Annotated in this window: 10 protein-coding genes and 1 pseudogene; 4 read left to right on the top strand and 7 right to left on the bottom strand. The window is 68.1% G+C overall.

The annotated features are described in order from the left end of the window. The first annotated feature begins 19 nt into the window (after positions 1 to 19). Complete coding sequence (locus tag ACWPN8_RS24380; RefSeq protein ID WP_492242583.1) at positions 20 to 1,717, top strand: monovalent cation:proton antiporter-2 (CPA2) family protein; 1,698 nt, start codon at positions 20 to 22, stop codon at positions 1,715 to 1,717. A 6-nt stretch (positions 1,718 to 1,723) separates the two neighbouring features. Here ACWPN8_RS24380 and ACWPN8_RS24375 read toward each other — a convergent pair. The 4 genes and pseudogenes from ACWPN8_RS24375 to ACWPN8_RS24360 all read right to left on the bottom strand — a co-directional run bounded on the left by ACWPN8_RS24375 (position 1,724) and on the right by ACWPN8_RS24360 (position 5,582). Further along, a pseudogene (locus ACWPN8_RS24375) lies at positions 1,724 to 2,760 on the bottom strand (sulfate/molybdate ABC transporter ATP-binding protein). 31 nt (positions 2,761 to 2,791) lie between these two features. After that, complete coding sequence (gene cysW / locus ACWPN8_RS24370; protein WP_492242582.1) at positions 2,792 to 3,679, bottom strand: sulfate ABC transporter permease subunit CysW; 888 nt, start codon at positions 3,677 to 3,679, stop codon at positions 2,792 to 2,794. After that, positions 3,669 to 4,571: a sulfate ABC transporter permease subunit CysT gene (gene cysT, locus ACWPN8_RS24365; RefSeq protein ID WP_109449110.1), complete on the bottom strand. Its 903-nt coding sequence runs from the start codon at positions 4,569 to 4,571 to the stop codon at positions 3,669 to 3,671. The genes cysW and cysT overlap by 11 nt, the downstream gene beginning before the upstream one ends. 3 nt (positions 4,572 to 4,574) lie before the next feature. Continuing rightward, entirely contained in the window at positions 4,575 to 5,582 is a 1,008-nt protein-coding gene (locus ACWPN8_RS24360) for a sulfate ABC transporter substrate-binding protein (RefSeq protein WP_109449108.1), read from the bottom strand. A gap of 250 nt (positions 5,583 to 5,832) precedes the next feature. Here ACWPN8_RS24360 and ACWPN8_RS24355 point away from each other — a divergent pair, with 250 nt between their 5' ends. The 3 genes from ACWPN8_RS24355 (at position 5,833) to ACWPN8_RS24345 (ending at position 9,038) form a co-directional block, all read left to right on the top strand. Continuing rightward, complete coding sequence (locus tag ACWPN8_RS24355; RefSeq protein ID WP_146208065.1) at positions 5,833 to 6,048, top strand: hypothetical protein; 216 nt, start codon at positions 5,833 to 5,835, stop codon at positions 6,046 to 6,048. Between the two features lie 202 nt (positions 6,049 to 6,250). Continuing rightward, entirely contained in the window at positions 6,251 to 7,810 is a 1,560-nt protein-coding gene (locus tag ACWPN8_RS24350; protein WP_492242581.1) for a glycosyltransferase, read from the top strand. A gap of 4 nt (positions 7,811 to 7,814) precedes the next feature. Then, positions 7,815 to 9,038, top strand: coding sequence for a glycosyltransferase family protein (locus tag ACWPN8_RS24345; RefSeq protein ID WP_492242580.1), 1,224 nt, complete (start codon positions 7,815 to 7,817; stop codon positions 9,036 to 9,038). 6 nt (positions 9,039 to 9,044) lie between these two features. Here ACWPN8_RS24345 and ACWPN8_RS24340 read toward each other — a convergent pair whose 3' ends face one another. From ACWPN8_RS24340 to ACWPN8_RS24330, 3 genes are all read right to left on the bottom strand, one after another. Continuing rightward, a complete protein-coding gene (locus tag ACWPN8_RS24340) occupies positions 9,045 to 12,458 on the bottom strand; it encodes a DEAD/DEAH box helicase (RefSeq protein ID WP_492242579.1) in 3,414 nt (1,137 codons plus the stop codon). Positions 12,459 to 12,582: 124 nt separating this feature from the next. Further along, entirely contained in the window at positions 12,583 to 13,377 is a 795-nt protein-coding gene (locus ACWPN8_RS24335; RefSeq protein ID WP_492242578.1) for a hypothetical protein, read from the bottom strand. 57 nt (positions 13,378 to 13,434) lie between these two features. Beyond that, complete coding sequence (locus tag ACWPN8_RS24330; protein ID WP_492242577.1) at positions 13,435 to 14,622, bottom strand: polysaccharide pyruvyl transferase family protein; 1,188 nt, start codon at positions 14,620 to 14,622, stop codon at positions 13,435 to 13,437. Between the last annotated feature and the right edge of the window lie 55 nt (positions 14,623 to 14,677).

Here is a 14,677-nt window from a genome sequence, read left to right as displayed (position 1 = left end):
CCAATCTTCCTATCCGGCCATGCACGACCCCGCCCTTCTGTTCGACGTCCTGTTCCTGCTGCTGGCCGCGATTCTGGTGGTGCCGCTGTTCCAGGTTCTGCGCATTCCCGCGGTACTCGGATATCTGGTGGCCGGCGCGATGCTGGGTCCGCACACGCCGGGTCCAGTGGTCGATCTCGCGGTGCCGCAGGTGCTGTCGGAATTCGGCGTCGTCTTCCTGCTGTTCGCCATCGGGCTGGAACTGCCGGTCTCGCGCCTGCGCGCCATGAGGCATTACATCTTCGGCCTGGGGCTGATGCAGGTCGGGCTGACCAGCGCCGCCATTGGCGTCGCCGCCTGGTGGCTCGGCTTGGCGCCCGAGGCGGCGCTGATCGTCGGCGGCATGCTGGCCTTCTCCTCGACCGCAACGGTGTTGAAGCTGCTGGTGGAGCGTGGCGAGACGGTCGCCCGCTTCGGCCGCATTTCCGTGGCCGTGCTGATCTTCCAGGATCTGGCGGTGGTGCCGCTGCTGACCCTGCTGCCGCTGCTGGCCGATCCCGACGCCAGCATTCCGCTGGCCCTGGCGCTCGCCGCGGTGAAGGCGGTGGCCGCGATCCTCGGCATCATGCTGCTGGGCCGGTTCGTGGTGCGGCCGGCCTATCGCTTCATCGCCTCGGCCGGCAATCCGGAGCTGTTCACCGCCACCAACCTGTTCGTGGTGCTGGCGGTCGGCTGGCTGACGGCGGAGGCCGGCATGTCGATGGCGCTGGGCGCCTTCCTGGCCGGGATGCTGTTGGCCGACACCGCCTATCGCCATCAGGTCGAGGCGGATATCGAGCCGTTCCGCGGCCTGCTGCTCGGCCTGTTCTTCATGACGGTCGGCATGTCGCTCGACCTGCCGGCGATGGCGGCGGAGGCGCAGACCATCGCGGCGCTGACCGTCGCCCTGCTGGTCGGCAAGAGCCTGCTGCTGTTCCTGCTCTGCCGGCTGTCGGGGCTGGGGCTGGCGACCTCGCTCCGGATCGGGCTGCTGCTGTCGCAGGGTGGCGAGTTCGCCTTTGTCCTGATCGGCAAGGCGGTCGGCCTGTCGGTGTTGGACGGCCACACCGGATTGCTGCTGTCGTCTTCGGTGGCGCTCAGCATGGCGGTGACGCCGGCGATCGGGGCGGTCGCCCAGCGCATTGCCCAGCTGATCGAGGCACGGCTGGGCGCCGAGGCCTTCGGCATCGAAACCAGCGATCTGAAAAGCCATGTGCTGATCTGCGGCTACGGCCGTGTCGGCAAGGCGGTCGCCAAGCTGCTGACCGAGCACAACATCGCCTATGTGGCATTGGATCTGGAACCGCAGCGCATTGCCGCCGCACGCCATGATGGGCTGCCGGTCTATTACGGCGACGCCAGCCAGGGCACGGTGTTGCGCGCCGCCGGGATCGAACGGGCGCGGGCCGCCGTCATCACGCTGAACCGGCCGGATGCGGCCCACCGCGCCGTGGAGGCAATCCATGCCACGGCCCCCACTCTGCCGATCATCGCCCGAGCCCACGATCTGGGCCAGAGTGCGGCGCTGGCGAGCGCGGGCGCCAGCGCCATCGTACCGGAAACCATGGAAGCCAGCCTGCAGTTGGCCGGCCTGGTGCTGCGGAGCGCCGGGGTCGAGTCCGCGGCGGTGGACCTCAGCCTGAAGGCCCACCGCGACGGCAATTACCGGACTCTCGCCGATCAGCAGTCGGCAAGCTGAGCAACGTTATCGGGCGAACACCCGCGCCCGGTCGATGTGGATCGCGCAGCGGTCGCCGGCGGCGATGCCGAGCGTGGCGAGGCGTTCGCGGTCCATCTCCGCCTCCAGCGACAGGCCGGCGAGGTCGATGTCGATCCGGGCATCCGGCCCGACGACATGGATGCCGGAAATGCGCGCCGGACCGGCCGAGGCCGGGGTGACCCCGAGATCGTGCGGGCGGACATAGGCGACCGCCGGCCCCTGCACGCCTCCCTGGGTCGGGATCGCCAGGGCGCCGTCGCCGACACGGGCGATGCCGCCCTCCACCGTGCAGTCGAACCGGTTCACCTGACCGAGAAACTCGTAGACGAAGGCGGAGGCCGGGTGGTCGTAGACCTCAGCCGGCGTGCCGATCTGCTCGATCCGGCCCTGGTTCATCACGACGACGCGGTCGGCCAGTTCCAGCGCCTCCTCCTGGTCGTGGGTGACGAAGACGGAGGTGATGTGGATGTCGTCATGCAGCTTGCGCAGCCAGCGCCGCAGCTCCTTGCGGACCTTGGCGTCGAGGGCGCCGAAGGGTTCGTCGAGCAGCAACACCTTCGGCTCGATGGCCAGGGCGCGGGCCAGCGCCACGCGCTGCCGCTGGCCACCTGACAGCTGCGCCGGATAACGCCCGGCGAAGGGCGACAGTTGCACCAGTTCCAGCAGCTCGGTCACCCGCCGCTTGATTTCGGCGGAGCCGGGGCGCTCGCCGCGCGGCCGCACCTTGAGGCCGAAGGCGACGTTGTCGAACACCGTCATGTGCCGGAACAGGGCGTAATGCTGGAAGACGAAGCCGACCTGCCGGTCGCGCGGCTTCAGCCCCAGCGCCTCCTCTCCGTTCAGCAGCAGGCCGCCACCGTCGGGGCTTTCCAGCCCGGCCATGATGCGCAGCAGCGTGGTCTTGCCCGAGCCGGAGGGGCCGAGCAGGGCCAGAAGTTCCCCGACTTCACCTCCAGATCGACGGAATCGAGGGCGGTGAAATCGTTGAAGCGCTTGGTGATGCCTGAAACCTGGATCGCCATTGGTCCCGTTTTCCTCTCCAGAGCCCGGCGATCAGTGCCGGGACGCCGCCAGCTCGTCCCCGAAGCGCCACTCCAGCGCGGTCTTCACGACCAGCGTGACCAGGGCCAGCATGGCCAGGAGCGAGGCGACCGCGAAGGCGGCGACGAAATTGTATTCGTTGTAGAGAATCTCGACATGCAGCGGCATCGTGTTGGTCTCGCCGCGGATATGGCCGGAGACGACCGACACGGCGCCGAACTCGCCCATCGCGCGGGCGTTGCACAGCAGCACGCCGTAGAGCAGGCCCCATTTGATGTTGGGGATCGTCACCCGCCAGAAGGTCTGCCAGCCGGACGCGCCCAACACCAGCGCCGCCTCCTCCTCGTCGGAGCCCTGTTCCTGCATCAGCGGGATCAGTTCGCGCGCCACGAAGGGGAAGGTGACGAAGATGGTGGCAAGCACCAGCCCAGGCACGGCGAAGATGATCTGAACGCCCATGTCGCGCAGGTAGGAGCCGAAAAACCCGTTCATGCCGAACAGCAGGACGTAGATCAGGCCGGAGATCACCGGCGACACCGAGAAAGGCAGATCGATCAGCGTGATCAGCAGATTCTTGCCGCGGAAGTCGAACTTGGCGACGCACCAGGAGGCGGCGACGCCGAACAGCAGGTTGGCCGGCACCGAAATGGCGGCGACGATCAGCGTCAGCTTGATCGCGGCGACCGCGTCCGGTTCGGTCAGTGCCAGCCAATAGGCGCCGAAACCGCGGCGCAGCGCCTCGGCGAACACCGCCACCAGGGGAAGCAGCAGGAACAGCGCCAGAAACAGCAGGGCTCCGCCGATCAGGAGCGCCCGGACCCAGCCGGGTTCGGTCAGCGCGGATCGCCCCGGCGGCACCGGGATGGAGGCCGGGGCGGCTATGCTGGTGTCAGCGGGCATGGCGCGACCTCATCCACTGCTGAAGGAGGTTGAGAATCAGGAGCATGACGAAGGATACCCCCAACATCGCCGTACCGACTGCGGCGGCACCGGCATAGTCGTACTGCTCCAGTTTGATGACGATCAGCAGCGGCAGGATCTCCGTCAGGCCCGGCATGTTGCCGGCGATGAAGATGACCGAGCCGTATTCACCGACCCCACGGGCGAAGGACAGGGCGAAGCCGGTGACCAGCGCCGGCAAGATGGCCGGCAGGATGACGCTGCGGAAGGTTTGGAATCGCGAGGCGCCCAGCGAGGCCGCGGCCTCCTCCTCCTCCGCCGGCAGATCCTGCAGTATCGGCTGCACCGTGCGGACGACGAAGGGAAGACCGATGAAGGTCAGCGCGATGGCGATGCCGAGCGGCGTGAAGGCGACCTTCATGCCGAACAGCTCGTTCAGCGGCTTCCCCAGCCAGCCGTTCGGGGCATAGAGCGCACTCAGCGCGATGCCGGCCACCGCCGTCGGCAGGGCGAAAGGCAGATCGACCAGCGCATCCACCAGCCGCTTGCCGGGGAAGTCGTAGCGGACCAGCACCCACGCGACGAGGAAGCCGAAGATCGCGTTGGTCAGCGCCGCGGCGAAGGACAGCCCGAAGCTGACCTCGAAGGCGGCGAGAACCCGGGGCGTCGTCACCGCCGACCAGAACCCGCTCCAGCCGAGCCCGCTGGACCTGAAGATCAGGGCGGCCAGCGGGACCAGCACGATGAAGCCGAGATAGCTGAGCGTGAAGCCCAGCGTCAGCCCGAAACCGGGGAGAACGCTGGGCTTCCGGAAGAGAGGAACGGGGGCGCGGACCGTCACCGCACCCCCCTTTCCTGCCAGAGCGCCGTCGCTGTCGGCAGCGGCGACCATAGGTCAACGCCCCTTCTGGAAGATCTGGTCGAAGACACCACCGTCCGAGAAATGCTTCTCCTGTGCGGCACGCCAGCCCCCGAATTGGTCGATGGTGACCAGCTTAACATCGGCGAAGCGTCCCGCATACTGGCTCGCCAGTTCCGGGAGACGGGGACGGTAGAAGTTCTTGGCGGCGATCTCCTGCCCTTCGCGGGTATAGAGGAACTGGAGATAAGCCTCCGCCACCTTGCGGGTTCCCTTGCGGTCGACGACCTTGTCGACGACGGCGACCGGCGGCTCGGCCAGGATCGACAGGCTGGGAACCACGATCTCGAACTTGTCGGCGCCGAATTCCTGCAGGGACAGGTAGGCCTCGTTCTCCCAGGCCAGCAACACGTCGCCGATCTCGCGCTGGGTGAAGGTCACGGTGGCGCCGCGGGCGCCGCTGTCCAGCACGGGAACGTTCTTCAGCAACTGCGCCACGAATTCCTTGGCCTTGCCCTCGTCACCGCCATTCGCCTGGAGGGCGTAGGCCCAGGCGGCCAGATAGTTCCAGCGCGCGCCGCCCGACGTCTTCGGGTTCGGGGTGATGACCTGGACGCCCGGCTTCACCAGATCGTTCCAGTCCTTGATCCCCTTCGGATTGCCCTTCTTCACCAGGAAGACGATGGTCGAGGTGTAGGGGGAGCTGTTGTTCGGCAGGCGGCTCTGCCAGTCCTTCGGCAGCAGCCCGGTATCGGCGATGGCGTCGATGTCGTAGCCCAGCGCCAGGGTCACGATGTCGGCATCCAGCCCGTCGATCACCGAGCGCGCCTGCTTGCCGGAGCCGCCGTGCGACTGGCGCACGGTCAGGGCACGGCCGGTTTCGGCTTCCCACTTCTTGGCAAACGCCTTGTTGAACTCAACATAGAATTCCCGGGTGGGATCGTAGGACACGTTCAGCAGCGTGTCCTTGGAATCGGCGGCGGCCACACCCAGCCAGGCCATGGTCAGACCGGCGGCGAGAAGAGTCAGGCGGCGAAGCGACATGACAGGGGGTCTCCTTCGGTGGCTCCTGAATTGCACGGGAATTTTTCGTGGTACCCGCGGCAACTTTTCTATTTCTTGTGTAGAGTTTGCCGATGGCTGACGCGCTTGGGAAGTGGTTTTTTCGCCGATTCCCGCGGGAAATCCGCGAGACGCAATCAACCCATTGGCGGTAAAGCAAAAAACGCTTTCGGAAAATCCGTACCGCCTCTTGGCGCCAAGCCCGCGCCGTATCGGGGCAGATGGGGGGGGCATGACCGGAAGCGGCAACTTTACCGGCCTTGCCTTGTTGATTACCGACAGATCGACACTGTCAGGAGCAAACGCAATGGCTGGCCCTTCCCGGAATGTGGGCACCGAACTCCCGAAGGCCGGCACCTCGCGGGGCATGGGACGCCCCGCCATGTGGACCATTCTTGGCATCCTCGCGGCTCTCTCCCTGCTGCTGCTGTTCTTCCCAACTTGGTAACGGCAGCCGGGTGCCACGTGCCGTTCCCGATCCGGGGCGGCATGTGGCGACCGGCCTGGCAACCGACATGGCGACCGTGCCGCGGAGCGAGTGCATTGACAGCTGTCGGCATCGCACCTATCGGTGGAAACGGATGCCGGCACAACCCCGCCCCGTCGAGGCGCCGCCGGTGGCCGCTGCGCCAGCCGGGACTTTTCCAACGATGCAAGCCTCCGATTTACATGGCACGGAACTGACCGACCTGATTGCCCGCCTGTGCGGTCCGGCCGGAACCGGCGAGGCGTTGAAGGCGATCTCCGACAGCTGCGAGTCCGCCAGGGCCGCAGGGTTGGGGCAGGATGCGACGGCAATGGAAAGGCTGGACAGTGCGACCGCCGGCCTGGATCCCATCCTGCGCGAATCGGCACTGGCCTCTGTCTCCGGCGATCTGCACCGTTACCTGCATATTCTACAGATGCTGGACACTGTGCTGGATCTGGCATCGCTGGACGGCATCAACCAGATCTTCTGGTCGATGCAGCGCCAGCTGTTCCTGATGCGGATGGATTTGGGCTCGGTGCCCGATTTCGTCGCCGGACACCTCTTTCCCTTCTACGAACGGCTCCTGCGGCAGGTTGCGGTGCGGCTGGAGCTGGTTCCGGTCGGACGGCCGGCGGGCATGCCCGATACCGGACGGGTGGTCATCGTGACCAGCCAGTTCCTGTCCGCCGAACACCAGCCATCGCGCGACCTGCTGCTGCTGGCGGTGCGGCTGCAACGTGACCTGGGCCGGACGGTGCTGGTGCTCAACACCAACATGATGCCGGACCGCTATTACAGTGCCTTCGTCCCGCCCTTCGCCGCAGCGGTCGAAGACAGGCTGTCGGGAGAGCAGACGATCCGCTGCGGCGGCGAGCGGATCCGCATGCTGTCTTCTACCGTTCCGGGCGTCACAGCCGACAAGCTGTCCGGCTTCCTGTCGGCGGTGGAAAGCTTCGACCCCGATCTGGTGATCGCCTTCGGCGGTTCGGTGATGGTCGCCGACCTGCTGGGAAGCGCGTATCCGGTCATGTGCGTCCCGACCACCAGCGGGCAGACCATGTCGCTCGCCGACATCGTGCTGGATTTCGGCGGCCATGCGCGACCGCCGGAAGGCGGAAGGCTGGCAAAATCCTGGCGCCCAGCCCGCTTCGGCCTGTCGCTGCGCCACACCGGGGAGACGGCGGCACGGGCGGAGTTCGCCTTGCAGGAGGGCGATTTCGTCTGCGTCGTCGTCGGCAACCGCCTGGATGCGGAGACGGACGGCGGGTTCCTCGATCTGCTGGGCCGGATCCTGGATGCGATCCCGCAAGCGCTGGTGCTGTTCGCCGGCGGGGTGGAAAGCCTGCCCGGACGGCTTGCAACCGACCGCCACGCCGGACGGCTGCGCAGCCTGGGCCATGTCGACCGCATGGAAGCGCTGATGTCGGTCTGCGACCTGTTCGTGAACCCGCGCCGTGCCGGTGGGGGGGCGGGAGCGGCCCAGGCGATGGCCGGCGGTGTGCCGGTGCTGTCCTTCGAGGTCGGTGACGTCGCCAGCGTGGCCGGACCGTCCTTCGTGGTCGCCGACGACAACGCTTTCGTCGCCCGCGCCGTCGCCCTGGCGGGCGATCCGGCGCTGCTGGCCGAGACGCGGCAGGAAGCCCGTACCCGCATTGAGGTGGTCGAGCGGGAGGGCGCCGACTTCGCGCAGCTTTCCGCCTATATGGCCGAGGCGGTCAGCCTGTTCGATAAGCGGAGATAGCGGCATGCGCTTCCTGCTGTGCGGACAGGGCACCTCGGAAATTCTGTGGTCGATCCAGGCGGCTCTGGTGGATCTGGGTCATGAGTCGGTGCTGGCGCTGCCCGACATCTCACAGGATGTGATCGACCGCCGCATCGATGCCCTGTTCGTGCTGAATTTGTTCGAGATCCCCAGGCCGACCGTGGAGATGCTGCGTGGCTACATCGCGCAGTTCGGCACTGCGCCGGCCATCGTGCATGTGTGCCTGAAACACCCGCTGGAGGAGATCGGCGCCGTCAATGCCGAACAGATCCGCGATACCGACCGTTGGATGGCCGAGAACGGCGTTTCCATGTGGTGCATGTGCCGGGGATCGGCCGAGCAGGCCGTCCGGCTTGGGCTGAGCCGGGTCTTCCATGAGCCCCTGGGCGTCCATCGCTGGATTTGCACCGCCCCGGCAGCGAACGGGTCGGTCGATCTGTACAAGCGTTGGATGGCGCCGGACACGCCTGGACTGCACCGTCACCCCTATGCGGCGATGAAGGGACAGTCCGATGCCGATGCGGAATCGTCGGTGCGGGACCGCGTCCTCTATCTGGGACAGGGCTGGCCGGAGCATCTGGAAGCCGGGCGTGAGCCAGTGGCAGCGTCGATCCAACGCGATGCGGAAGCGGTGGCGGCGGCGATGACGGAACAGCCGGCACTCCATCGGGTGCAGGCCATGGACGGTTGCGGGCTGGCCGACCGCTCGGCGGACCCGGCCTGGACACTGGACTTCAACCGCGCCTTCACCATCGCCTTTGCGGTGCAAAACCGCCGCCGCTTCGCCACCGCCCTGCGCCGCGGCCTGGGCGAGGGGTTCTCGCTGTGGGGCGATGGATGGGAGCGGTTCGGCCTCAAGGCAGGTCCAGTCTCGCCGGCACCGCGCAACGCCTACCCCGACGCGGCGGCCTGCCTGGATTTCGGCAGCCTCGCCTTCGACACGGCGATTTTTCCCAGAACGCTGGAGATCGTCAAACGCAACGGGCTGCTGGTCAGCTGGCGCCATGCCGACACAGACCGGCTTTTCGGGCCGAATGAGGACGGGTTGACCTTCGCGGGCGAGGACGACGCCGTCAGCCTTCTCTCGGCTCTGTCCGGGGACGCCGACCGCCGCGCAAGGTTGCGGTCGGCGCATCTGGAGCATTGCTTCGACGCCCTGGCGCTGACCGCCATCCTGCCGCGGGTCATCGGGCACGCCTGTCGCTGAAGGGGGTTATTCCCGCTTTCGCCGCTGTGCCTTGCGGACGATCGCCTCGATGCAGTCGAGCACGCGGGACGCGTTCGCCAGCCGGCTTTCGGCATCCGGCGCCTCCAGCGCTGCCGACAGGCGGTCGTCCTGCGCCCGCAGGACGCCCTTCGAGCGCTTCGCAAGCGTCGCCGCCCTGGCCGCGGCCCGCTCGCCCCGCAGGGTGACCGCCACGCCTGCCGGGCCGCAGCCGAGCGAGGCGATGCCCAGTGCCCGGCAGCGGCAGCGCAGCCCGGCGATGGCCAGCAGCCGCTCCACCGGGTCCGGCAGCGGGCCGAAGCGATCCTCCATCTCCTCGCGCAGGGCGTCCAGTTCGCCCGCCTCGCGGGTGCGGGCGATGCGGCGGTGCAGGCCGATGCGCAGCTCCTCCTCCGGGATGTAGGCCGACGGGATGCAGTGCGGCACAGCGACCGTCACCTCCGGATCCCAGCGCGCATCGGGCTGGCGGCGCAGTGCCCGCAGGGCGTCGGCCAGGATGCGCTGGTAGAGTTCGGTCCCCACCGCACGCAGATGGCCGCTCTGATCCTCGCCCAGCAGGTCACCGGCTCCGCGCTGGTCGAGGTCGAGCATGCTCAGCACGAAGCCGCCGCCCAGGCTTTCGATCACTTCCAACGAGCCGAGCCGGCGCGCCGCCCGCTCCTCCAGCGGGTGGTCGGGGTCGGTCAGCAGATAGGCATAGCCCTGCACCGCCCCGCGCCCGACCCGGCCGCGCAGCTGGTGCAATTGGCCCAGCCCGAACAGGTCGGGGCGGAACAGCAGCAGCGTGTTGGCACGCGGGATGTCGATGCCGGATTCGATGATCGGCGTTGCCAGCAGGATGTCGCTCTCGCCGTCGACGAAGCCCATCACCGTATCGTCCAGCGCCGCCGCCCCCAGCCGGCCATGCGCCACGGCGATGCGGGCCGATGGGACGAGCCCACGGATCCACTCCTCCAGATCGCCGAGGTCGGCGATGCGCGGGGTGACGCAGAAGACCTGTCCGCCGCGTCCCAGCTCACGCAGCAGGGCGGCACGGGCGGTGGCCGGGTCGCGGGGCGTAACGGCGGTGCGCACCGGCCGGCGGCGGGCCGGCGGTGTGTCGATGATGCTGAGGCCGCGCAGACCCGCCAGGGCACCCTGCAAGGTGCGCGGAATCGGTGTGGCGCTGAGCGCCAGACTGTGGACGCCCTTGATGCGCCGCTTCAACGCCTGCTTCTGAGCCGCGCCGAAGCGCTGCTCCTCATCCACCACCATCAGGCCGAGGCGCTGGAACCGGACTTCCTTGGACAAGAGGGCATGGGTGCCGATGACGATGTCGACCGACCCGTCGGCCAGCCCGGCGCGCACCCGGTCGCTGTCGGCCTTGGTCATGGCCCCGGTCAGCGGCTCCAGCCTTATGCCGAAGCCGGCGAAGCGGCGGCGGAACACCTCCAGATGCTGGCGGGCGAGGACGGAGGTCGGCGCCATCACCGCGACCTGATGGCCGGCGAAGGTCACCGCGGCGGCAGCGCGCAACGCCACTTCGGTCTTGCCATAGCCGACGTCGGCGCAGACCAGATGGTCCATCGGGTGACCCTGGCGCATGGCGTCGAGCACGGTCTGTATGGCGCGGCGCTGCCCCTCGGTCGGGTCGAAGCCGAACCGGGCGCCGAAGCGGCGCATGCGGTCGGCCGGCGGGTCGATGACCGGTGCCGTCTCCCGCGCGCGGCGACGGGCTTCGCGCAGGATGCCCTTGGCGGTCTCGCCGATCTCCGCCTCCAGCACGGCGCGCCGCTCCAGCCAATGGGCGTTCTTCAGGCTGTCGAGCTTCGCACCGGTGTCGGCCGAGCCGTGGCGCCACAGCCGGTCGAAATCGGCGGTCGGCACCAGCAGCCGGTCGTCATGGGCATAGTCCAGCACCAGGAAATCGGCGGTGGACTCCTCGCCGTCGCCGGAAGCGATGGTTTCCAGCCCGATCAGCCGGCCGATGCCATAGTCGAGATGCACGACGAAGTCGCCGGTCGACAATTCGGACGGCGCCAGCGGGGGCCGGACCTGCGCCTCGCCCCCGCGCTCCTCGGCATGGCGGGGAGCGACCAGCACGGTCATGCCGTCGCAAGTGAAGCCATCGGCGGTCCGCAACGCCAGCACGGCGCAGTCCCCCGCCGCCAGCGGCGGCTCGGGCCAGCGGTCCAGCCGGGGCACCGGACGCCCCAATGCCAAAGACATCCGCCCGGCCAGCCGGTCGGCCTCGCCCGCACCGGATCGGGCGGCGAGCAGCACGGCCCGGCCCTCCCCGATCAGACCCGCCGCCCGGCGCAGCAGCGTGCGCTCGGTGCGTACCGCCTCCACGACAGGACAGGTCGTCACCTCCACCGGCAGCAAGGTTCGGGCGGCCAGTTTTTCGTCCAGCGCGTCGGCGTCGATCAGCCGGCGTTCCAGCGGCGGGACCGGCAGCAGACAGGGATCGTCGCGCCGGATCCGCCTGTCGATCCCGGTCTCGGCCAGGTCGTCGGCCCTCGCCTCGATACGGTCGCGCGCACCGGCGTCCAGCACCACCAGCGCGTCCGGCAGCAGGTCCAGCAGCAATGGGCAGTCGCCGAAGACGTTGGGAAGCTGGAGGTCGAAGGCATAGGGCCGGCGGCCTTCCTCCAACTCCCGCCGCAACCCCTCCGGCAGGGCGGATCCCAATCCGGCAAGGCCGGCGGCCAGCCGGTCGAGCATCTCCGGCCCGACGATCAGGTCGGTGACCGGCCCCAGCGCAAGCTCGTCGATCGATTCGACCGAGCGCTGGGACACCGGATCGTAAAGGCGCAGGTCGCGCACCACCCCGTCGGCGATGTCGCAGCGGATCGGGCGGTCGCAGTGGCCGGGGAAGACTTCCACCACCGCACCGCGGATCGCCACCTCGCCGGGCTCGTCGACCCGGTCGTCCATCACATAGCCGTTGCGGGCGAACCAGCCGCGCCAAGCGGCCTCGTCATAGGTCATGCCGCGGGTCAGGCGGAAATGCCCGCCCGCCCAGGCCTGCGGCGGCGGCAACCTCTGCAAGGCCAGATCGGCCGAGGCCACCACCAGCCGCCCACCGGCCGGCTCTTGCACCTCTGCAAGCCGCATCAGCCCGGCCGCACGGCGGCCCAGCACGCTCCGCGACGGCGCGGTACGGTCGCCCGCCGCGGTCTCGTCGATGGGCAGCAGAATGGTGTCGAGGTCGGGGAAAAGGTCGCCCACCAGCCGCGCCAGCCGGGTGGCGCGCGCGTCGCTGCGGGCAAGCAGCAGGACACCGCCGGGCCTCCGGGCGAGGGCCGCAAGCCGGACGGCCAGTTCGCCTTCGCTGCCGACGGATAAGCTGGCAGGAGACGATGCCGGGACCGGAAACGGCGCATCGGGGGCGGGTTCGGCGACGGGAAATCCGTCAAGCATGTGGGCAGGCTCCGCTCTATCGCACCGCACGGCCCCCGATGGGAGGGTCGTCGGGGCCGCGAAGGATAAACACCGCCGGGTCCCCCGCGGTTGCCTACCCTTCAGTCTAGCGGAACCTTCCCGATCAGTGCAGCACCAGCCAACCGACCAGAACCGCCAGGAAGGCGCCCGCCGTCGACCCCAGCACGGTCAGCAGCGGCGACCATCCTGCCCCGCCGGTCTTTTCCGCCGACGCGCTGTCCAGTCCGCGCAGGCTCTGGTCCATCCGCATCAGGAAAACCTCCAGCCCGCCGACACGTTCGGACAATTCGCGCAGGGACTCGGCCAGGGCTTCGGAACGCTCGCCATCGGATGTTTCCAAGCGGGCGGTGTCGGCCCGCAGCGCCGTCACCCCCTCGCCCGCATCGCGCAGCAGCCGGCCGATGGTCTGCTGGGCGGCGGCAAGCTGGCGCTGGTCGCGGCGCAGAGCGTCGATCCGCTCGCCGATGCGATTCAGATGCGGACCCAGCAGCCGGTCGAGCCGCTGGTCCTCCGGGTTCGGCTGGGCGAAGGTCGACGTCTCGCCGGTGGAGGGCGACCTAACCACTGCCACCACCCGCGACGGGTCCGCCCCCTCCGGCAGGATCACCTCCGCCTCGAAGGCATGGGCGCCGTCGCCGATGCCGCCGCCGGCCAGATCGGGCCGCGGACGGTCGGCCGCCACCCGTGCCAGCGTTTCGGGCGGACCGCCGTCCCGCTCCAGCCGCAACTCGATCTCCAGCCGGTCGGCCGGATGGTTGCCGTCCCAGGCCCAACCGAAGACACGGCCCCCCTGCAGGGCGTCGATATGACCGACGATGGCCGCCGCTTGGCGTGCGTCGAGGGGATCGGCCACAGGGGTGGAGTCGCGAAGCTCGACGATCTTGGCAGTGGCGGACATGGGACCGGTTTCCGGTTGTTCTGGACGATTGTCGGGCTTGGAAAGGTGCGCTTGCGCTTACGCCGCCTTGCGTTCCGCGGTGCGACGCAGGGTGTGGCTGGGCATGCGGTGGGGGACGTAGTTCTCGTCCAGGAACTCCCGCATGTCGCGATAGCGCTGGTAGTAGGTGCGGTTGAACTTCTCGAACAGGCTCTGGTCCCAATATTCCTCAAGGACGAAGGGCTTGTCCGAATAGACATTGTAGCAGGGGATCGCGAAGGTCTCCGCGAACTCCGCCGTGCGGCTGTCATAGCTGAAGTAAACCGACGGGGTGGCGTTCGACAGGGCCATCAGGTTGCCGTGCAGGCGGTAGCCCAACACGAGATCCTTCGACCGCACGAGGGTCTCGTAATCGGCGACGACATCCGAATACCACAGGCGCTCGCGGTACAGCGAATCCATCTCGTCGTCGAAATACCACTGCTTCAGCCAAGCGCTGTCATGCAGGTGGGCCCAGGCTGCCGCCTTCTGCTCCTCGGTGCCCCACAGCAGCTTCTTCTCCTCGACCTCGCCCTGCATCATCAGCACGGTGTCGAAGCGGCGGGAGATGTCCTTCACGAAGTCGCGGTGGCGCTCCAGATACTTGCGCACGTCCGGCGAATAATGCTTGGAGACCTCACGGCGCATGGTGATGCCGACCTTGCGCACGCTGTCGAGAGCCGGAAGGTCGATGCGCAGCTCCGGATCGCGGTTGCGGAAAGCGGTCGGGCAGCCGACGATGCGGGTGTTCTTGATGCCGAGGTCCCACAGCACTTCCGCGGTGTAGGTGCCGCGCACGCCGAGCGTCGTCGATTTGTCGGCGATCATCCGCCAGATGCGTTTGCTTTCCTCGGTCAGCGTCAGCTTGCCGGTGGCCGGCGCCTGAGCGCCGACGCCGAAGCCGATGACGGGGATGCGCAGCTTGGCCAGCACCTGGATGGTCGCCGCCGGCCAGTCCATTGAATCGTGGATGTAGTTGCTGCCGCGCAGGAAGACATAGTCGTATTCGGCGTTGATCCGGTCGACCACCTCCTGGCGGAACTCGCGAATCTCCAGCACATCCAGCTTGTCGTAGGTCAGAAGCTTCAACGAGGAGTCGAAGACGAAGGCATCGCCGATGTTGTGGTAGTGGTCGATGCTGCGCTGAATGTCCTGATAGCTGTACCAACGCACGCAGTCGTGATCATAGACTTCGCCCGACGGAATCATGACGAGAATGTTAGCCACAGCGGATCTCCCCGGGTTTGGCGTCAATAGGGATGGATAGCACCCGGACTAATGC

The organism is Azospirillum sp. UENF 112521, assembly GCF_058780665.1.
Note: the sequence above shows the minus strand (reverse complement) of the source record. Positions and strands in the feature narration are given on the sequence as shown.